Source organism: Thalassovita mediterranea, assembly GCF_001458435.1.
Taxonomy (GTDB): Bacteria; Pseudomonadota; Alphaproteobacteria; order Rhodobacterales; family Rhodobacteraceae; genus Thalassobius; species Thalassobius mediterraneus.
Window position 1 is genome coordinate 227,194 of record NZ_CYSF01000007.1, and the last position, 18,428, is coordinate 245,621.

The 18,428-nt window shown below is 57.7% G+C and carries 18 protein-coding genes; 15 read left to right on the forward strand and 3 right to left on the reverse strand.

Annotated features, from left to right (window positions below; all coding sequences use genetic code 11):
• The first annotated feature begins 79 nt into the window (after window positions 1-79).
• The 6 genes from TM5383_RS08485 to TM5383_RS08510 all read left to right on the forward strand — a co-directional run bounded on the left by TM5383_RS08485 (window position 80) and on the right by TM5383_RS08510 (window position 5,915).
• Window positions 80-1,417: an MFS transporter gene (locus tag TM5383_RS08485; protein ID WP_058318608.1), complete on the forward strand. Its 1,338-nt coding sequence runs from the start codon at window positions 80-82 to the stop codon at window positions 1,415-1,417.
• 113 nt (window positions 1,418-1,530) lie between these two features.
• Entirely contained in the window at window positions 1,531-2,346 is an 816-nt protein-coding gene (gene mepA / locus TM5383_RS08490) for a penicillin-insensitive murein endopeptidase (protein ID WP_231725108.1), read from the forward strand.
• On the forward strand, window positions 2,319-3,227 hold the full coding sequence (locus TM5383_RS08495) for an esterase-like activity of phytase family protein (RefSeq protein ID WP_058318610.1): 909 nt from the start codon (window positions 2,319-2,321) through the stop codon (window positions 3,225-3,227). Before mepA ends, TM5383_RS08495 begins: the two co-directional genes overlap by 28 nt.
• A gap of 123 nt (window positions 3,228-3,350) precedes the next feature.
• Window positions 3,351-3,983: a queuosine precursor transporter gene (locus TM5383_RS08500; protein ID WP_058318611.1), complete on the forward strand. Its 633-nt coding sequence runs from the start codon at window positions 3,351-3,353 to the stop codon at window positions 3,981-3,983.
• Window positions 3,984-4,239: 256 nt separating this feature from the next.
• Window positions 4,240-4,659 carry an alternative ribosome rescue aminoacyl-tRNA hydrolase ArfB gene (arfB, locus tag TM5383_RS08505; RefSeq protein WP_058318612.1) on the forward strand — a complete coding sequence of 140 codons (420 nt, stop codon included), beginning with the start codon at window positions 4,240-4,242 and terminating at the stop codon, window positions 4,657-4,659.
• Between the two features lie 44 nt (window positions 4,660-4,703).
• Window positions 4,704-5,915 carry an MFS transporter gene (locus TM5383_RS08510; RefSeq protein WP_143570305.1) on the forward strand — a complete coding sequence of 404 codons (1,212 nt, stop codon included), beginning with the start codon at window positions 4,704-4,706 and terminating at the stop codon, window positions 5,913-5,915.
• Between the two features lie 75 nt (window positions 5,916-5,990).
• Here the strand turns inward: TM5383_RS08510 and clpA are convergent, their stop codons facing one another.
• Together clpA and gloB are read right to left on the reverse strand one after the other, a co-directional pair.
• A complete protein-coding gene (gene clpA / locus TM5383_RS08515; RefSeq protein ID WP_058318613.1) occupies window positions 5,991-8,324 on the reverse strand; it encodes an ATP-dependent Clp protease ATP-binding subunit ClpA in 2,334 nt (777 codons plus the stop codon).
• Window positions 8,325-8,495: 171 nt separating this feature from the next.
• On the reverse strand, window positions 8,496-9,263 hold the full coding sequence (gene gloB, locus TM5383_RS08520; protein ID WP_058318614.1) for a hydroxyacylglutathione hydrolase: 768 nt from the start codon (window positions 9,261-9,263) through the stop codon (window positions 8,496-8,498).
• 62 nt (window positions 9,264-9,325) lie between these two features.
• On the opposite strand from gloB, the gene TM5383_RS08525 reads away from it, so the two are divergent.
• From TM5383_RS08525 to TM5383_RS08555, 7 genes are all read left to right on the forward strand, one after another.
• A complete protein-coding gene (locus tag TM5383_RS08525) occupies window positions 9,326-10,072 on the forward strand; it encodes a methyltransferase domain-containing protein (protein ID WP_058318615.1) in 747 nt (248 codons plus the stop codon).
• A 391-nt stretch (window positions 10,073-10,463) separates the two neighbouring features.
• Window positions 10,464-11,024, forward strand: a complete 561-nt coding sequence (locus tag TM5383_RS08530) for a F0F1 ATP synthase subunit delta (protein ID WP_058318616.1) — start codon at window positions 10,464-10,466, stop codon at window positions 11,022-11,024.
• Window positions 11,025-12,563 (forward strand): F0F1 ATP synthase subunit alpha, encoded by a 1,539-nt coding sequence (atpA, locus tag TM5383_RS08535; protein WP_058318617.1) that lies wholly within the window; start codon window positions 11,025-11,027, stop codon window positions 12,561-12,563. It begins immediately after the preceding gene.
• A 14-nt stretch (window positions 12,564-12,577) separates the two neighbouring features.
• Window positions 12,578-13,453 carry a F0F1 ATP synthase subunit gamma gene (locus TM5383_RS08540; protein WP_058318618.1) on the forward strand — a complete coding sequence of 292 codons (876 nt, stop codon included), beginning with the start codon at window positions 12,578-12,580 and terminating at the stop codon, window positions 13,451-13,453.
• Window positions 13,454-13,471: 18 nt separating this feature from the next.
• Window positions 13,472-14,896, forward strand: a complete 1,425-nt coding sequence (gene atpD / locus TM5383_RS08545; RefSeq protein WP_058318619.1) for a F0F1 ATP synthase subunit beta — start codon at window positions 13,472-13,474, stop codon at window positions 14,894-14,896.
• A 24-nt stretch (window positions 14,897-14,920) separates the two neighbouring features.
• The gene (locus TM5383_RS08550; RefSeq protein WP_058318620.1) at window positions 14,921-15,319 is read left to right on the forward strand and encodes a F0F1 ATP synthase subunit epsilon; all 399 of its coding nucleotides are present in this window, start codon (window positions 14,921-14,923) and stop codon (window positions 15,317-15,319) included.
• Between the two features lie 103 nt (window positions 15,320-15,422).
• Window positions 15,423-15,773, forward strand: coding sequence for an H-type lectin domain-containing protein (locus TM5383_RS08555; protein ID WP_058318621.1), 351 nt, complete (start codon window positions 15,423-15,425; stop codon window positions 15,771-15,773).
• A gap of 86 nt (window positions 15,774-15,859) precedes the next feature.
• On the opposite strand, the gene TM5383_RS08560 is transcribed toward TM5383_RS08555, so the two are convergent.
• Window positions 15,860-16,876 carry a ribose-phosphate pyrophosphokinase gene (locus TM5383_RS08560; RefSeq protein WP_058318622.1) on the reverse strand — a complete coding sequence of 339 codons (1,017 nt, stop codon included), beginning with the start codon at window positions 16,874-16,876 and terminating at the stop codon, window positions 15,860-15,862.
• A gap of 106 nt (window positions 16,877-16,982) precedes the next feature.
• Between TM5383_RS08560 and TM5383_RS08565 the strand changes: the two genes are divergently transcribed.
• The gene (locus TM5383_RS08565) at window positions 16,983-17,582 is read left to right on the forward strand and encodes a 2-hydroxychromene-2-carboxylate isomerase (RefSeq protein WP_058318623.1); all 600 of its coding nucleotides are present in this window, start codon (window positions 16,983-16,985) and stop codon (window positions 17,580-17,582) included.
• Window positions 17,583-18,416 (forward strand): alpha/beta fold hydrolase, encoded by an 834-nt coding sequence (locus TM5383_RS08570; protein ID WP_058318624.1) that lies wholly within the window; start codon window positions 17,583-17,585, stop codon window positions 18,414-18,416.
• Window positions 18,417-18,428 lie beyond the last annotated feature (12 nt).

Genomic DNA, 18,428 nt, shown 5'->3' on the forward strand with positions numbered 1-18,428 from the left:
GGAACCTCCGGGCGCTCTTGTCAGGGCGCTGATTGCCCTGTCATAACGACTGGGGGATACGAGCAGGTTAGGACACAACATGCGCAAGCGCATCTGGGGTTGGTTTTTCTTTGATTGGGCATCGCAGCCGTACAACACGCTGCTGATCACCTTTATTTTTGCGCCCTATATCAAAGAGCTGATTGGCGATGGCGCGCAGGCGCAGGCCGCTTGGGCCTTTGGCATTGCGGCGGCGGGGATCGTGATTGCGGTGTTGGCCCCGATCCTTGGGGCGCTGGCCGACGCAGCGGGCAACCGGATGCGTTGGATCTGGCTGTTTTCAGCGATGTATGTCATCGGCGCCTCTGGTGTCTGGTGGGCAGCCCCGGACAACTTTAACCTGATTGCGACGCTGATGTTCTTTGCCATCGGTATGATCGGGATGGAATTTGCGACGATTTTCACCAACTCCATGCTGCCGGATCTGGGCACCAAAGAAGAGATCGGCAAGATTTCAGGCAATGGCTGGGCCTTTGGCTATATAGGCGGCCTGATTGCGCTGGTGGTGATGCTCTTGTTCTTTGCCGAAAGTGCGGCAACCGGCAAAACCTTCATCGGGCTATCGCCAGCATTTGGACTGGATCCCGAGATGCGCGAAGGCACCCGATTTGTCGGGCCGCTGACTGCGCTGTGGTACGTGGTGTTTATGGTGCCGTTTTTCCTGTGGGTCCGTGACCCCAAACCGCCGCGCGCCCCTAAAGGTGCGATCAAAACAGCGCTGCGCAGTTTGGTTGGGACCATCCGGAGTTTGCCGCAGACGCCGTCCCTTTTCGCCTATCTTGGCAGTTCGATGTTCTACCGTGATGCGTTGAATGGCATGTACACCTTTGGTGGCATTTATGCCGCGGGAACACTGAATTGGACCGTCGTCGACACCGGTATTTTCGGCATTGTTGCAATTATCGCCGGAGCGGTGTTTGCGGTTCTGGGCGGTCACGCTGATGCGCGTTTTGGCCCTAAACCAGTGATCACCATTTGCATCCTCATCCTTAGCTTTGTGGCCGTGTCGATCGTGTTCGTCTCGCGTGAAAGCGTTTACGGGATTGCCGTGGATGCAGACTCTAACCTGCCGGACATTGCGTTTTATGTGTTTGGGGCACTGATCGGCGCAGCGGGCGGGGTGATCCAATCCGCCAGCCGGACTATGATGGTGCGCCAGGCCAATCCTGGCAAAATGGCAGAGAGTTTTGGTCTGTACGCCTTGGCGGGCAAAGCGACGTCATTCTTGGCGCCGACGCTGATTGGAGTCGCAACCGTGGTCACTGGCAGCCAGCAAATGGGCGTATCGCCGCTTATCGGGCTTTTCCTTGTGGGGTTGATCTTGCTAGCGTGGGTTAAACCGCACGGGGACAACGACGGATGGCAGCACACTTCTTGAAATCGGTAGGCTTTCTGGCTGCGCTTATGCTGGTCGCGGGCTGTATGTCCGATGCGCCTGATACCTCTTCTGCAGCGCCTGTGTTGGCCAGTCAGGATGATATTCCGACGCATATGCGCGGTGTGCCTGCCAAACAATTGTTTGGTGCTGCCCAGTCCGGATCGGATCAGACGCCTCATGCCTATGGCAGCTACGCCAAGGGATGTCTGGCCGGCGGTGTGGAGCTGCCTGAAACTGGCCCAACGTGGCAGGCCATGCGCCTTAGCCGCAATCGCAATTGGGGCCATCCTGATACCATTGATTTCCTAAAGGATTTGTCGCGCGCTGCGGCCAAGCAACCGGGCTGGGAAGGTATCTATGTCGGGGACCTGAGCCAGCCGCGCGGCGGCCCGATGCTGAGCGGTCACCGCAGTCATCAGATGGGGTTGGACGCGGATATCTGGATGTTGCCGCCCAAGCGGCTGAACCTCAGCCGCGCTGAACGCGAAAACCTGTCGTCGATCTCCATGCGCCGCGCCAATGGGGCCTATGTGAATTCCGATTGGACGCCACAGCATCATGAAGTGATGAAAGCGGCTGCTTCGGATCCGCGAGTTGCACGGATTTTTGTCTTCCCCGGTGCCAAGGTGCAGATGTGCAAGGATGCCAAGGGCGACCGCAGCTGGCTGCGCAAAATCCGTCCGTGGTGGGGGCACCACTACCATTTCCACGTCCGTCTGCATTGCCCCGAGGGCATGAAGGGCTGCGTGGATCAAACACCAGTGCCCGCCGGTGACGGATGCGACGCGGCAGAGGAATGGGTTCAGGACATCCTGTTCCCGCCGCCCCCGAAACCCGTCGACCCCAACGCGCCCAAGCCCAAACCCAAAGGTCCCCTCACGCTAGCAGGCTTACCCGCACAATGCGTAAACGTCTTACAGTCGCGCTAGTTGCGCTGGGCGCAGTGCTTCTGACGGTTTCGGGCCGTGCAGAGAGCGTATCGCAAATACAATTCCAGTCGCGCTATGTCTGGAACGAAGAGTTTGACGGATTCGGTGGTCTGTCCGCGATTGAGGTGGCCGCCAACGGACGTGACTTTCTGGCGTTGACCGATCGCATGACCCTGATTGAGGGGACACTGCTGCGTTCTGGTGGGCGTATCACGGGCGTTTCAGTGCAGCGCCATAAACGATTGCAGCGCCCCAAGGGCGTCACGTTGAAGCATTGGAAACGCGATTCCGAAGGATTGGCGCAACAGGCAGATGGAGCGTTTTATGTCAGTTTGGAACGGCTCAATCAGGTCTGGCGCTACCCGCGCGCGTTTGGGGCGCCAACGGTGATGTCTAGTCACCCGGATTTTCATCGGTTCGCGCAAAATGCCGGCATAGAGGCCTTGGCGATTGACCGTCGCAACCGGGTTTATGCCGTGCCCGAGGAAGTGCCAGACAATCACAGCCAATTGCCACTTTACCGTTTGAACTCAAAGGGCTGGCAGATCCTCTACTACATCGAAGCCAGCGATGGCTTCTCTCCGGTTGGTGCGGACTTTGGGCCTGATGGACTATTCTACCTGTTGGAACGTCGCTTCTCAGGTATCGGGTTTCGCACCCGGCTCCGCCGTTTTGATCTAAACGCATTCGATGCCGCAGGAGAGGTGTTGTTGCGTACGGGCATTGGTACGCATGACAATCTGGAAGGTCTGTCGGTCTGGCGCGATGATGCCGGATTGATCCGTTTGACGATGATTGCGGATGACAATTTCAAGTTCTTCCAGACCAGTGAAATCGTTGAGTACATCATTGCGCCTGCATCAGATACGGCTCATCGGTGACGTGGCTGCGGTTGTCCTACCTGCGCAAACCCCTTGCCAATAGCGTTTTGAGAGATTAAACGCCGCCCGTCCCTTGCAAAAAGGGGCCAAGTCGCCGCTACCTTGTCAAAACGGAAAACTGACATGAACAAATATCTTCCTGGCATTTTTGCCATGGCAGCCGTTGTGGTTGCCTCGAACGTCCTGGTGCAGTTCCTCTACGGGGATTGGCTGACCTGGGGCGCTTTCACTTATCCTATCGCTTTCCTCGTCACTGATGTGATGAACCGCGTTTATGGCGTAGGCCCTGCCCGCCGTGTTGTAATCGCTGGTTTCATCGTCGGTGTGATCTGTTCGCTGATCGGCACGCAGATCATGTTGCAGGGCGATGGGTTCTCCTATCCCGCTGTTACACTGCGTATCGCCATTGGGTCTGGCACTGCCTTCTTGGTGGCCCAGCTGACCGATGTGGCTGTGTTCAACCGTCTGCGCGAAGGCGCATGGTGGCGTGCACCGCTGGCGTCGACGCTGATCGGTTCGTCGCTGGACACTGCGATCTTCTTCACCATCGCATTCTCGGGCGCGTTGACCTTTGTTGAGCCAGGCAATGACGTCTCTTGGGCCGGTGAAATGCTGCCGCTCTTGGGTACGGGGCCGGTTGCGCCGCTGTGGGTGTCGTTGGCTGTTGCAGATTGGATGGTAAAACTGTCGCTGGCACTGCTGGCTCTTGTACCATTCCGCATCATTGTGGGGTCGCTCACGGCACGGACCACATGATTTTGTTTTGACATTGGGCAAATCTGTGTCACGCTGAGGTTATCTTAAACTTCAGAAAGGAGGTGCCTAGTGTCTAATGGGATCATGGAGAACGGTGTCGGGACAATTCTGGAGGATCGAAGCTGAGGCAGCCCTTGGCTGAGAAACCGCTGGAGTTGGGTCAAACCTAACCGGACCACCTCCTTTAACCCCTAGGGTCGGGCCCATATCGGGTGCGGCCCTTTTCTTTTGCGCGGATTTCAGGGATCTTGGCGCCATGTTACGGGTCACTGACGATATCAGCATCGCCGATTGGGAGATTAGCGAACAGTTCATCCGGGCCTCTGGCCCCGGTGGGCAGAACGTCAATAAGGTGTCCACCGCCGTTGAACTGCGGTTTGAGGCGGAACGTTCCCCAAATTTGCCCGGTCCGGTGAAGGCGCGGCTGAAACGGTTGGCAGGGCGGCGTTGGACTAAAGAGGGGGCATTGATCCTGTTTTGCGACGAAACCCGCAGTCAGGCACGCAACCGCGAGATTGTGCGTGAACGGTTGGTCGAACTAATCGAAAAGGCAACGCATCGCCCCAAGCGCCGCATTCCCACCAAACCCACCAAAGGCAGCCAGCGGCGCCGTTTGGATGCCAAAAAACAACGCGGCGAGGTCAAAGCGCTGCGCGGTCGGGTTTCCGATACGTAACTCTACGGTCTGTCCCTATGGTGTCAGCCGGACAATAGTGCGGGATGCAAAGCACTGTTCTGGATAGCCGATATTCTTGGGGCCGCCTTGGCCTATCCCTGTTGATTGGCTTGATCGGCAATGTCGGGATGTGGATCGTGATCATGGTTATGCCCGCGATTCAGGCAGAGTTCGGTCTTGATCGCGCGCAGGCCTCTTACCCCTATGTCTGGACTATGGTCGGCTTTGCTGCCGGAAACTTTCTGATCGGGGTGATGGTGGACCGCTTTGGTGTGGTGCGCGTGCTATCTGGTATGTCACTGGTGATGGCGGCGGGATTTGCGCTGGCGGCGATCAGCCCCGGCATTGGCGTTGTGTCATTGCTGCATGTGTTGGTTGGGCTTGGCACTGCGGCCAGTTTTGGTCCGTTGATTGCCGATGTGTCCCTGTGGTTCCAGCGTCGCCGTGGCATTGCCATCGCGGTGATCGCCAGCGCCAACTACCTATCGGGTGCAATCTGGCCGCTGCTGTTGTCAGGTCATCTGGCCAGCGAGGGGTGGCGCGGTGTCTATCTGCTATTGGCGTTGATCATCGCCGTCACAGTGCCGCCGCTGACACTGATGTTGCGCCGTCGGCTGCCATTGTCCGAAATGCCAGACGCGCTGGCGCAGGGTGCCGCTGCGGGTGGGATCGGCGGACTTAGTCCACGACAGATTGCGTTGATCCTCGGGCTTGCTGGGGTTGCGTGCTGCGTTGCGATGTCGATGCCTCAGGTGCATATTGTTGCGCTCTGTGTTGATCTGGGATTTGGGCCAGCGGTCGGTGCCGAGATGCTATCGCTGATGCTGTTGGGTGGTGTGGTATCGCGGTTGATTTCGGGACTGCTGGCGGATGTTCTGGGTGGGGTGCTGACCTTGTTGATTGGGTCAACCTTGCAGATGCTGGCGTTGTTTCTCTATCTACCCTTTGATGGCTTGGTGTCGCTCTATGTGGTTTCGACCATTTTTGGTCTGGCGCAGGGTGGCATTGTCCCTTCTTACGCGGTGATCGTGCGCGAATTGATGCCAGCCCGAGAGGCCGGGCGCTGGGTTGGGTTTGTGATGATGTCCACGATTGTAGGCATGGCGCTTGGGGGCTGGGTGTCTGGATTGATCTATGATCTGAGCGGCAGCTACCAGTTGGCGTTCTGGAATGGCATTGTCTGGAATCTGGGCAATATCGGGATCATCACCTACATTTTCCTATCAGCACGGGAAAAGGCCGCAGGTCGCGCCTAGTGATTTTAGCGATGACCTGACAAAGAAAAACCGGCCCTGATTGGGGCCGGTTTTCTGTTTCTTATGTGGTTCAAATCACTCTGCGGTCAGCAGTGGGGGCTTGTCGCCAGTGATCTGTTGCTTTTTCGGGCCTTCGATGCGCAGGTCTAGCGCGCCATCCTTGATGCCGACTTTCACCACACCGCCTTTGGTCAGTTTGCCGAACAGCAGTTCTTCGGCCAGCGGTTTTTTCAGGTGCTCCTGAATGACACGGCCCAGCGGGCGGGCGCCCATTTTGTCGTCGTAACCCTTGTCGCCCAGCCATTCGGCGGCGGGACGGGTCAGTTCGATGTGGACATTGCGGTCCATCAGCTGCGCCTCAAGCTGCAGCACAAACTTCTCTACGATTTGCAGGATCACCTCTTTCGGCAGCGGGCCGAAGCTGACCACCGCATCCAGACGGTTGCGGAATTCAGGGGTAAAGGTGCGTTCGATCGCGGCGGTATCCTCACCTTCGCGGCGGTCACGGCCGAAGCCAACCGCAGCCTTGGACATTTCCGACGCCCCAGCGTTCGAGGTCATGATCAGGATCACATTGCGGAAATCGACCGTGCGACCGTTGTGGTCGGTCAGTTTGCCGTGGTCCATCACCTGCAACAGGATGTTGTAGACATCCGGGTGCGCCTTTTCCATTTCATCCAGCAGCAGTACGCAATGCGGATGCTGGTCTACACCGTCGGTCAGCATGCCACCCTGATCAAATCCGACATAGCCCGGAGGCGCGCCGATCAGACGGGACACGGCGTGTTTCTCCATATATTCGGACATGTCAAAGCGCAGCAGTTCCACACCCAGCTGATCGGCCAGTTGTTTCGCCACCTCGGTTTTGCCGACACCGGTTGGACCGGCAAACAGGTAGTTGCCGATGGGTTTTTCCGGTTCGCGCAAACCCGCGCGGGCCAGTTTGATCGCGCTGGACAGCGCCTCAATCGCAGGATCCTGACCGAAGACAACGCGTTTCAGCGATTTCTCCAGATCTTTCAGCACCTCGGCGTCGTCTTTCGACACGTTCTTCGGTGGGATGCGTGCGATTTTGGCGACGACGCCTTCGATCTCTTTCACACCGATGGTTTTGCGGCGCTTGCTTTCGGGGACCAGATGCTGGGCGGCGCCAGCTTCATCAATAACGTCGATTGCCTTGTCCGGCAGTTTGCGGTCGTTGATGTAGCGGGCCGACAGTTCAACCGCGGTCTTGATCGCATCGTTGGTGAATTTGATGCCATGGTGATCCTCAAAATAAGGCTTCAGCCCTTTCAGGATCTTCACCGAATCTTCGACCGACGGTTCATTCACGTCGATTTTCTGGAAACGACGGCTGAGCGCACGATCTTTTTCGAAGTGCTGACGGAATTCCTTGTAGGTGGTCGATCCCATGCAGCGCAGTTTGCCGCCCTGCAACGCAGGTTTCAGCAAGTTCGACGCATCCATCGCACCGCCGGATGTGGCGCCAGCGCCAATTACGGTGTGAATTTCGTCGATGAACAGAACGGCGTCTGGGTGATCTTCCAGCTCGGTCATCACCGCCTTAAGGCGCTCTTCAAAATCACCACGGTAGCGGGTGCCTGCCAGCAGTGCGCCCATATCCAGCGAATAGATGATGGTTTCAGACAGCACCTCAGGGGTTTCACCTGCCACAACCTTGCGCGCCAGACCTTCGGCGATGGCGGTTTTGCCGACACCGGGGTCGCCCACCAACAGCGGGTTATTCTTGCGGCGGCGGCACAGTACCTGAATGCAGCGTTCTACCTCGTGGTTGCGGCCAATCAGCGGGTCGATGTCACCCTGCTGAGACTTTTCGTTGAGGCTTACGCAATACTTGCCAAGCGCGGATTCCTTGGGATCCACGGCCTCGGGGCCACCGCTCATTTCGCCGTGCAGGCTTTCTTCGTCTTCTGCGCCGGATACGGGGCGTGCTTCGCCATAAGATGGGTCTTTGGCGACGCCGTGGGCGATGAAGTTCACGGCGTCATAGCGGGTCATATCCTGTTCCTGCAGGAAGTAGGCGGCGTTGGATTCACGTTCTGCAAAGATCGCAACCAGCACGTTGGCGCCGGTCACCTCAGTGCGGCCAGAGCTTTGGACGTGGATCGCAGCACGTTGGATCACCCGCTGGAAGGCCGCCGTTGGAACCGCTTCGGATCCTTCGACGTCGGTAATCAGGTTGCTGAGGTCATCATCAATGAACTCTACCAGAGTGCTGCGCAGGTCCTCAGTGTCCACAGAACACGCTTTGAGAACACGCATAGCATCGGGTTCGTCGATCAGCGCCAGCAGCAGATGCTCCAGCGTTGCGAATTCGTGTTTGCGGGCATTGGCCAGGGCCAGGGCCGCGTGAATCGCCTGTTCCAGCGTATTCGAGAATGAAGGCACAGTTAGCGCTCCTTCCTGCTTTGGGTCGAAAAGTCCGTGAAGTGCGGTGTCCTCACCTATAACGACCGTACCTGTATAAGGTTAAAGTTTGGTCGATATGGCGGGGGCTTCAAGTCTTTTCTTCCGGTCAACCTTTATATTCGTTCCTTTGCTGATCCTCAGGGCAAGTGCTTAGAAGTTATCTTTGCGTGTTCTGATCTCTGCAAATACTGCTGCAGGATCTGCACCGATCATGCCAACCGTGGCCTGTACTGCCGGATCAGTGCAGCGCAGGAATGGGTTTGTTGACAATTCTAGTGACAATAGGCTGGGGACCGTTGCCTCACCTGCGGCTCGGGCCTGTTCGACTTGCTGTACACGAGAGATAAGTGCTGCATTCTCAGGGTCAATGGTGATCGCGAATTTGGCATTGGACTGTGTATATTCATGACCCGAACACACCAGCGTCTGCGGGGGCAGGGCCGCTAGTTTAGACAGGCTGTCAAACATCTGATCTGGTGTGCCCTCAAACAGGCGTCCGCAGCCCAGTGCCATGAGGCTGTCAGCTGTAAAAACCATATTTGACGCCGCAAAATAAAACGCCACGTGGCCTAGCGTATGGCCGGATACGTCTAAAACCTGCATCTCTTCACCGCAGATGGCCAGGCGATCCCCGTCGGCAACGGTTGCATTCAGCGTGGGCAGTCGATGCGCGTCCGCCTCCGCCCCGATCACATTTGCGGGATAATCCGCCAGTAGATCAGCCAAACCGTCCACGTGGTCCCAATGATGATGGGTTAGCAGGACATCCGACAGCATCCAGCCCCGCTCTTTCAGGGCGGCACTGATTGGCGCAGCATCGGGGACGTCGATCACCGCAGTTTGCCCCGTGTCGGCGTTGTGGATCAGATAGGCATAGTTGTCTGCCAGACAGGGAATGGTCACAAGCTCAAGAGGCATGGCGTTTCCTTATGTGATCGCTATGGTGGGACCCAGAGTGGCGGATCAAAGGACCGGCTGCAATGCACCTTGATGTGAAAGACCTGCGCAATTTCTATTATCGCAGCACGCTGGGCCGTGCTGCGCAGAAAGCTGTGCGCGATCATCTGGTGCAGATGTGGCCGAACGCTACCGGCGAAACGATGGTGGGCTTTGGCTTCGCCGTACCGCTCTTGCGTCCATACATGAATGACGCGCGCCGGATCACTGGCCTGATGCCCGCACCGCAGGGGGTGATGCCGTGGCCCACTGGCCTACCCAATATGGCTGTGCTGTGCGAAGAGGTCAGCTGGCCCGTGGATACCGGTCATGTGGACCGGTTGGTGGTGATGCACGGGCTGGAAACCAGCGAACAGCCGTCCGCTTTGTTGGACGAGTGTTTCCGCGTTCTGGGGCCTGGTGGACGCGCCATCTTTATTGTCCCCAACCGTGCGGGCCTATGGTCGCGCAGCGATCGCACGCCATTTGGCTATGGCCGCCCCTACACCCTGGGGCAGCTGGAGGCACAACTGCGCCAGCATCATTTCAGCATCGAACGACATGAATATGCGCTGTTCCAACCCCCATCGCAGCGACGGTTCTGGCGCAAGGCGGGGCAGATGATTGAACAGCTGGGCCATTCAATACCAAAAGTCGCTGCTGGCGGGGTGATCATGGTTGAGGTGTCCAAGCGCATTCAAGCCCCGAGTGGCCCCGGGTTGCGCGAAACAGTCAGCCGTCCGTTGCAGATTCTGACCCCTAATCCATCCAAAGAAGTGGCACCGATCTGACCGCGCTCTTTTGGCGCATTTTGGCGTGTGGACCTTTCTCGTTCCTGCTGTTAGCGATCACCTGTTGCATGTTTGCATCGACGTTCTGACGTGGCGTCTGGGAATTGATACACCGAGGACCGCAAGGGAATCGAAAAAGATGTGTCTAACTGGTCGCTTTTTGTGACCGATTTCCGCAGCAAAGCGTCGCACCACAGCTAACGTAATGAAAAGATGTGGTATTCTTTTGCATGCCGAAAACTCACAACAGGTTGATAGGATGCGGATGCTCTGCTACACCCCCAGCGATTTCGATACAAAAGTCCGAGTACCACTCTGGCTTGGGATCTAAACGCCCCCGGGACGGTTCCGTATGCGCCGGGCCGGGGCCAGAAAAGTCGGAAGGGTGGACGTGTCCGAACCAGCTTCGATCTCCTCAGGCATTGCCGCGCGCTATGCCACCGCAATCTTTGAGATTGCCAACGAGAGCAATGCTCTCGGCAATCTTGAATCCAATGTCACCGATCTTTCAGCAGCCCTGGAGGCCAGCGAAGAGCTGCGCGGGCTGATCAGCTCGCCGCTGGTGTCGCGTGACGAACAAGAAAAGGCAATCACCGCCGTGGCCCAGAAAATGGGTCTGGAGGCTGTCCTGCGTGACGGTCTGGCGTTGATGGCGCAAAAGCGCCGCCTGTTCGTGCTGCCGCAGCTGCTGGAGCAGCTGTCCGCCCTGATCTCGGAAGAGAAGGGTGAAGTCACTGCAGACGTGACCAGCGCGAAAGCCCTGACCAAAACCCAGTCTGAGAAACTGTCAAAGACTCTGGCTGCGCGTGTGGGCAAAACCGTGAATATCAATGCGACCGTTGATGAATCTCTCATCGGCGGTCTTGTCGTTAAAGTGGGCTCGAAGATGATCGATACGTCGATCCGCTCCAAGCTCAACTCCCTCCAGAATGCAATGAAAGAGGTCGGATAAATGGGTATCCAAGCTGCAGAGATTTCTGCGATCCTGAAGGACCAGATCAAGAACTTCGGTCAGGAAGCCGAAGTTGCTGAGGTTGGTCGCGTGCTCTCCGTCGGTGACGGTATTGCCCGCGTACACGGCCTTGACAACATCCAGGCTGGTGAAATGGTCGAATTCCCCGGTGGCATCCGCGGGATGGCACTGAACCTGGAAAGCGACAACGTAGGTGTCGTTATCTTCGGTACCGACCGTGACATTAAAGAAGGCGACACCGTAAAGCGCACCAACTCCATCGTGGACGTGCCTGCCGGTGAAGGTCTGCTGGGTCGCGTTGTTGACGGTCTGGGCAACCCGCTGGACGGCAAAGGTCCGATCGAAGCCGCTGAGCGTCGCATCGCCGACCAGAAAGCACCGGGCATCATCCCGCGTAAATCGGTTCACGAACCGATGGCAACCGGCCTGAAATCGGTTGACGCGATGATCCCGATTGGCCGTGGCCAGCGTGAGCTGATCATTGGTGACCGTCAGACCGGTAAAACTGCCGTTGCTCTGGACGCGATCCTGAACCAGAAATCCTACAACGACGCCGCCGGCGACGATGAGAGCAAGAAGCTGTACTGCGTATACGTTGCAGTTGGTCAGAAACGCTCGACCGTTGCGCAGCTGGTGAAGAAGCTGGAAGAAACCGGTGCGATCGAATACTCGATCGTTGTGGCCGCTACCGCGTCCGACCCGGCCCCGATGCAGTTCCTGGCGCCCTACGCCGCGACCGCAATGGCTGAATACTTCCGTGACAACGGCAAGCACGCGCTGATCATCTATGATGACCTGTCCAAACAGGCTGTGTCCTACCGTCAGATGTCGCTGCTGCTGCGTCGTCCGCCGGGCCGTGAAGCGTACCCGGGTGACGTTTTCTACCTCCACTCGCGTCTGCTGGAGCGTTCGGCAAAGCTGAACGAAGATCACGGCGCAGGCTCGCTGACCGCACTGCCGATCATTGAAACCCAGGGCGGCGACGTTTCCGCGTTTATTCCGACCAACGTGATCTCGATCACCGACGGTCAGATCTTCCTGGAAACCGAACTGTTCTACCAGGGTATCCGTCCTGCTGTGAACACCGGTCTGTCGGTATCGCGTGTGGGCTCCTCGGCTCAGACCAAAGCGATGTCGTCGGTTGCCGGTCCGGTTAAACTGTCGCTGGCCCAGTACCGCGAAATGGCTGCATTTGCGCAGTTTGGTTCCGATCTGGACGCCTCCACCCAGCAGCTGCTGGCCCGTGGCGCCCGTCTGACCGAGCTGATGAAACAGCCGCAGTACTCGCCGCTGACCAACGCCGAAATCGTCTGCATGATCTTCGCGGGCACCAACGGCTACCTGGACAAAATCGAAGTAAGCGACGTTGCCCGCTACGAAGCTGGCCTGCTGGCGCACCTGCGCGGCAAGCACGCGGACCTGCTGGCCGACATCACCGACAACGACCGTAAGGTTAAAGGTGAGCTGGCTGACAAAGTAAAAGCCGCGCTGGACGAATTCGCAGCTGACTTCGCTTAAGGGGAGATAAGGCAATGCCGAGTCTCAAGGACCTAAAAATTCGGATCGAGAGTGTGAAGAACACTCGGAAGATCACCAAGGCCATGCAGATGGTTGCCGCGGCGAAACTTCGTCGTGCGCAGGACGCTGCAGAGGCGGCACGCCCCTACGCAGAACGGTTTAACGCCGTTCTGGGTGGGTTGGCCGCATCTGTTGGCACCTCCGGCGATGCACCCAAACTGCTGGCAGGCACTGGTTCCGACCAGGTGCAGCTCTTGGTGGTCATGACGGCAGAGCGTGGTCTCTGCGGTGGCTTCAACAGCTCGATCGCCAAACTTGCACGTTCCAAAGCCGAAGAGCTGATCGCTCAAGGCAAGACGGTCAAAATCTTGACCGTTGGCAAAAAGGGCCGTGAGCAAATGAAACGTGACCTGGGCGACTATTTCATCGGCCATGTCGATCTGTCCGAGGTGAAAAACGTCGGTTACGTCAATGCTCAGGATCTGGCGCGCGACCTGCTGTCGCGTTTCGATGCTGGCGAATTTGACGTCGCCACGATCTTCTACAACCGTTTCCAGTCGGTAATCTCTCAGGTTCCGACCGAACAGCAGATCATCCCTGCCTCTTTCGAGGCTGCGGAAGACGCGGGCGAGAGCACGCTGTATGACTACGAGCCGGACGAAGAGGCCATCTTGGCTGACCTTCTGCCGCGCGGCGTAGCCACGCAGATCTTCTCGGCACTGCTGGAAAACGGTGCATCCGAACAGGGCGCGCGGATGTCCGCAATGGACAACGCAACCCGTAACGCGGGTGAGATGATTGACAAACTGACGATCGAGTACAACCGCTCGCGTCAGGCCGTGATCACCAGCGAACTTATCGAAATTATCTCGGGCGCCGAGGCGCTCTAAGAGAACGGAGACGAAATAATGGCAAACGCAAAAGGCAAAATCACTCAGGTGATCGGCGCCGTTGTGGACGTGCAGTTTGAAGACGCGCTGCCGCCGATCCTCAACGCACTGAACACCGACAACAACGGTAAAAACCTGGTGCTGGAAGTTGCTCAGCACCTGGGCGAAAACACCGTACGTACCATCGCGATGGACGCGACCGAAGGTCTGGTTCGCGGTCAAGAAGTTGTAGACACCAACGGCCCGATCTCGGTTCCGGTTGGTAACGCGACCCTGGGCCGTATTCTGAACGTTGTGGGCGAGCCCGTTGACGAGCAGGGTCCTGTAAACGCAGACGAAACCCGCGCCATCCACCAGCCCGCACCCGAGTTCGACGAACAGTCGACCGAGTCCGAAGTTCTGGTGACCGGCATCAAGGTTATCGACCTGCTGGCCCCCTACGCTAAGGGTGGTAAAATTGGTCTGTTCGGCGGCGCCGGTGTTGGCAAAACCGTTCTGATCATGGAACTGATCAACAACATCGCAAAAGTACACTCGGGCTTCTCGGTGTTTGCAGGTGTTGGTGAGCGTACCCGTGAAGGGAACGACCTCTACCACGAGATGATCGAATCCAACGTTATTAAGCCTGACAACCTCGAAGAGTCGCAGGTTGCGCTGGTTTACGGTCAGATGAACGAACCTCCGGGTGCACGTGCACGTGTTGCTCTGACTGGTCTGACCCTGGCAGAACAGTTCCGTGACCAGTCCGGTACCGACGTTCTGTTCTTCGTCGACAACATCTTCCGCTTCACTCAGGCGGGTTCTGAGGTGTCGGCGCTTCTGGGCCGTATTCCTTCGGCGGTGGGCTACCAGCCGACCCTGGCAACCGATATGGGCGCCATGCAGGAACGTATTACCTCGACCAAGAACGGCTCGATCACCTCGATCCAGGCTGTATACGTACCGGCGGACGACCTTACCGACCCGGCACCTGCAACCACCTTTGCGCACCTTGACGCAACCACCGTTCTGAACCGTGCGATCTCCGAGCTGAGCATCTACCCCGCCGTTGACCCGCTGGACTCCTCGTCGCGTCTGATGGACCCGGCAGTTGTTGGTGAAGAGCACTACAAGGTGGCCTTCGAGGTTCAGGGTATCCTCCAGCGCTACAAGTCGCTGCAGGACATCATCGCGATCCTCGGCATGGACGAACTGTCGGAAGAAGACAAACTGACCGTTGCCCGTGCCCGTAAGATCCAGCGTTTCCTGTCGCAGCCGTTCGACGTTGCGAAAGTGTTCACCGGCTCCGACGGTGTTCAGGTTCAGCTGGAAGACACCATCGCATCGTTCAAAGCCGTTGTGGCTGGCGAATACGATCACCTGCCCGAAGCAGCCTTCTACATGGTTGGCGGCATCGACGAAGTGATCGCAAAAGCCGAGAAAATGGCCGCGGAAGCAGCTTAATCGTAACCCGGAAGGAGGCCATTCATGGCTGATACAGTCCAATTTGATCTCGTCTCTCCTGAGCGCAAACTTGCGTCTCTGGCTGCGGAGCAGGTGCAGATCCCGGGTGCAAGCGGTGACCTCACAGCGATGGCCGGCCACGAGCCGACCATCCTTACCCTGCGTCCCGGTTTGGTGATCGCAGGTGAAGAAAGCTATTTCGTCACCGGCGGTTTTGCAGAGCTGTCGTCGGACTCCATTTCGGTTCTGGCCGAAATGGCTGTGCCGAAGGCTGAAGTGACGCAGGACATCGTGACCGATCTTCTGTCGAAAGCGAAAGCAGCCCACGAGGCCGCGGACGTGGACAACCATCACGAAACCCACAAACTGGTGGCGGACCTGATGCACATTGCGGAAGACATGGGTTTCCACACGAACCTGTAATCGCAAGAGCGAAGACAAATTCAAAAGGCCCCGTTCCACTGAGCGGGGCCTTTTTGCGTGTTTCAATTGACCTGCTGCGGCGAAAATGCGCTAAAGTGGTCCTATGAGGAAGATCAGCAACAATAACGTCGGTGTTGAACAGGGCCAACAGAACCTGTTTTCGGATTTCGAAGACGGTGGCGAGATGTGGACTGGCCAGGGGGCGCGCGAATGCCGTGTGACCGTTCAGTTTTCCGAACCCTTTCGTGCCGCGCCGAATGTGATGGTGTCCATGTCGATGTGGGATGTGGATCAATCGACAAATGTGCGTACAGACCTCGAGGCGGAAAATATCACCCCGCAGCAATTCGATATTGTGTTCCGCACCTGGGGCGACACGCGCGTTGCCCGCGCCCGTGCTGGCTGGATGGCGATCGGTCCGGTCGCGGATGAGGATCACTGGGACGTACCCTGACGCTGCCCCGTGGATGACAGTCGGACAGCAAAAGGGCGCCAAATGGCGCCCTTTGTGTTTCTATAATGCTGTTGGGGGTCGCCCGATTAACCGGGGAACTGACCTTCGTAGATCGGTTCCAGCGTTTCGGTTTCAAACAGCGACGAAACAGAGGTGCCGTGCCAAATGTTCATGATCGACTGGGCAAACATCGGTGCGGTCGGCAGGATGCGAATGTTGGGGCAGTTTTTAACCGCTTCGGTCGGCTGGATCGAGTCGGTGATCACCAGCGACTTCATCACCGAGTTGGTGACACGTTCGACCGCTGGGCCGGACATCACACCGTGCGAGATGTAGGCGTGTACTTCGGTTGCGCCATGCTCCAGTAGCACCTCAGCGGCCTTGCACAGGGTACCAGCGGTGTCGCACATGTCGTCTACGATGATACAACGCTTGCCGGTCACGTCACCGATGACGGTCATTTCGGCTACTTCACCGGGCTTTTCACGGCGTTTATCAACGATCGACAGCGGCGCGTTGATACGCTTGGCCAGTTCGCGGGCACGGGCCACGCCGCCCACGTCGGGCGATACAACCATGACTTCATCCAGATGGCCTGCAAACTTCTCTTTTACGTCCAGCGCAAAGATCGGCGAGGCATAGAGGTTGTCTACAGGAATGTCGAAGAAGCCCTGAATCTGCGCTGCGTGCAGGTCAAGCGTCAGGATGCGTTCGATGCCTGCTTCGACCAGCATGTTGGCCACCAGCTTGGCCGAAATGGGTGTGCGTGCCTTGGTGCGGCGATCCTGACGGGCGTAGCCGAAGTAGGGGATCACTGCGGTGATGCGTGCGGCGGACGAACGGCGCAGCGCGTCAGCCATGATCAGCAGTTCCATCAGGTTGTCGTTCGCCGGGTTCGACGTCGGCTGGATGATGAACATGTCCTCACCGCGGACGTTCTCATAGACCTCTACAAAGATCTCGCCGTCGTTGAAGCGTTCAACACGCCCTTCAACAAGGTTCAGGCTGGTCCCCCGATGCAGCGACATGCGTCGCGCGATCGATTTGGCAAGTGGCAGGTTGGCGTTGCCAGAAATCAGTTTAGGTTCGGTGGTGGTGGGCATGTCGACGGTTCCCCAAGATTTGGTCGAGATGACAGATTCGTAACGTTGACACCGCTTAGCACTAAGCTACGCTCAATCAAAGCTATGCCGACGAAAGGGTGCAGAGATGGCACATATTGATTACTATTTTTCGACGATTTCGCCCTACACCTATCTGGTTGGCACCCGTCTGGAAGAGATTGCGCAACGTCAGGGCACGACAGTCACCTACAAACCGATCGATATTATCGGCACATTCTCTCGAACTGGTGGTCAGCCTGTGCCGCAGCGCCATCCTGCCCGACAGGAATACCGCGCGCAGGAATTGCCGCGTCAGGCACGCAAGCTGGGGATGCCGCTGACGTTTCAGCCCGCGCATTGGCCCACGAACGCGGCACCGTCGTCCTATGCAGTGATCGCCGCGCAAAAGGCAGGGGGTGGCGATCTGCCTCTGCTGATCCGGCGACTGCTGACCTGTTGCTGGGTCGAAGAAAAGGACATCGCGCAGGATGAGGTGATCAAGGCCTGCCTTAGCGAAGCGGGCTTTGATCCCGCACTGGCTGATAGCGGCCTGTTGACCGGCGCAGAGGAGTATGCAGCCAACCTGGAAGAGGCCGTTGCCAACGGTGTCTTTGGTGCGCCGTTTTTCATTTGCGACAGTGGACAGAAGTTCTGGGGGCAGGATCGCCTGGACGAACTGGAACTGCATCTGAAGGGTGAGTTGTAAGTGTCTGGTGTAAGGACCTGCGCGGGCGTTGATACTCAGGTTTATAGCTTTGGTGCGGGGGATGAGCCGGCGCTGATGTTGCATTGCACCATGGGGCATTCGATGGCGTTCATGCCGTTGGCGACCGGGTTGAATGATCTGCTGTCGATGACAGCCTTCGACCTGCCGGGACATGGCGGGAGTGCTGATTGGGACGGTGTGACGCCGATCCAGCGTCAGACCGTGGATATGGCGCTGGATTTACTGACGGAACCCACTCACCTCATTGGTCATTCCTTTGGTGGAGCGTCCGCATTGCGCCTCGCCTGTGAGCGTCCGGAGCTGGTGAAATCCCTGACGTTAATCGAACCTGTTTTCTTTGCCGCGGCCTATGCGGATCACCCCGGTTTGAAAGATAGCCATATGGCAGAGATGGCGGCTCTGGGAACGGCGATTGACGCTGGGGAGCCGGAGAAGGCAGCGCGCCTGTTTTATACCGATTGGGGGGGCGGGCGCAGTTGGGACGCCTTGCCAGAGCAAATGCGCCGAAGGGCTGAAAAACAGATCTATCTGGTTGTCGCCGCCAATGATGAAGTCGGCGAAGATGTCGGAGGGCTGTTGGCAGCTGGCGCGCTAGAAAACTTGGCGGTGCCGACATTGCTGTTGGAAGGCGGGCGTTCCCCGCATTATGTGGCCAAGGTCAATGCGGCGTTGGCGGCCCGGATTAAAGGGGCGGAGCGTGCCGTCGTTGAAAACGCCGGTCACATGCTGCCGATTTCCCACCCCAAGGAAGTTTTGTCGGTGATACGCCCGTTCATGGAACGCGTGGCCAACGCAAAGGGCCAAGCGGCCTGAGCCAGCAGTCAA

What these genes read in the sequence shown, in the direction of transcription:
- TM5383_RS08525 (WP_058318615.1), top strand. Translation starts at nt 9,326, where the DNA reads ATGCACCTTGATGTGAAAGACCTGCGCAATTTCTATTATCGCAGCACG.
- TM5383_RS08540 (WP_058318618.1), top strand. Translation starts at nt 12,578, where the DNA reads ATGCCGAGTCTCAAGGACCTAAAAATTCGGATCGAGAGTGTGAAGAAC.
- TM5383_RS08565 (WP_058318623.1), top strand. Translation starts at nt 16,983, where the DNA reads ATGGCACATATTGATTACTATTTTTCGACGATTTCGCCCTACACCTAT.
- TM5383_RS08495 (WP_058318610.1), top strand. Translation starts at nt 2,319, where the DNA reads ATGCGTAAACGTCTTACAGTCGCGCTAGTTGCGCTGGGCGCAGTGCTT.
- TM5383_RS08500 (WP_058318611.1), top strand. Translation starts at nt 3,351, where the DNA reads ATGAACAAATATCTTCCTGGCATTTTTGCCATGGCAGCCGTTGTGGTT.
- mepA (WP_231725108.1), top strand. Translation starts at nt 1,531, where the DNA reads ATGCGCGGTGTGCCTGCCAAACAATTGTTTGGTGCTGCCCAGTCCGGA.
- TM5383_RS08485 (WP_058318608.1), top strand. Translation starts at nt 80, where the DNA reads ATGCGCAAGCGCATCTGGGGTTGGTTTTTCTTTGATTGGGCATCGCAG.
- TM5383_RS08510 (WP_143570305.1), top strand. Translation starts at nt 4,704, where the DNA reads ATGCAAAGCACTGTTCTGGATAGCCGATATTCTTGGGGCCGCCTTGGC.
- atpD (WP_058318619.1), top strand. Translation starts at nt 13,472, where the DNA reads ATGGCAAACGCAAAAGGCAAAATCACTCAGGTGATCGGCGCCGTTGTG.
- TM5383_RS08550 (WP_058318620.1), top strand. Translation starts at nt 14,921, where the DNA reads ATGGCTGATACAGTCCAATTTGATCTCGTCTCTCCTGAGCGCAAACTT.
- atpA (WP_058318617.1), top strand. Translation starts at nt 11,025, where the DNA reads ATGGGTATCCAAGCTGCAGAGATTTCTGCGATCCTGAAGGACCAGATC.
- arfB (WP_058318612.1), top strand. Translation starts at nt 4,240, where the DNA reads ATGTTACGGGTCACTGACGATATCAGCATCGCCGATTGGGAGATTAGC.
- gloB (WP_058318614.1), bottom strand. Translation starts at nt 9,263, where the DNA reads ATGCCTCTTGAGCTTGTGACCATTCCCTGTCTGGCAGACAACTATGCC.
- TM5383_RS08560 (WP_058318622.1), bottom strand. Translation starts at nt 16,876, where the DNA reads ATGCCCACCACCACCGAACCTAAACTGATTTCTGGCAACGCCAACCTG.
- TM5383_RS08555 (WP_058318621.1), top strand. Translation starts at nt 15,423, where the DNA reads ATGAGGAAGATCAGCAACAATAACGTCGGTGTTGAACAGGGCCAACAG.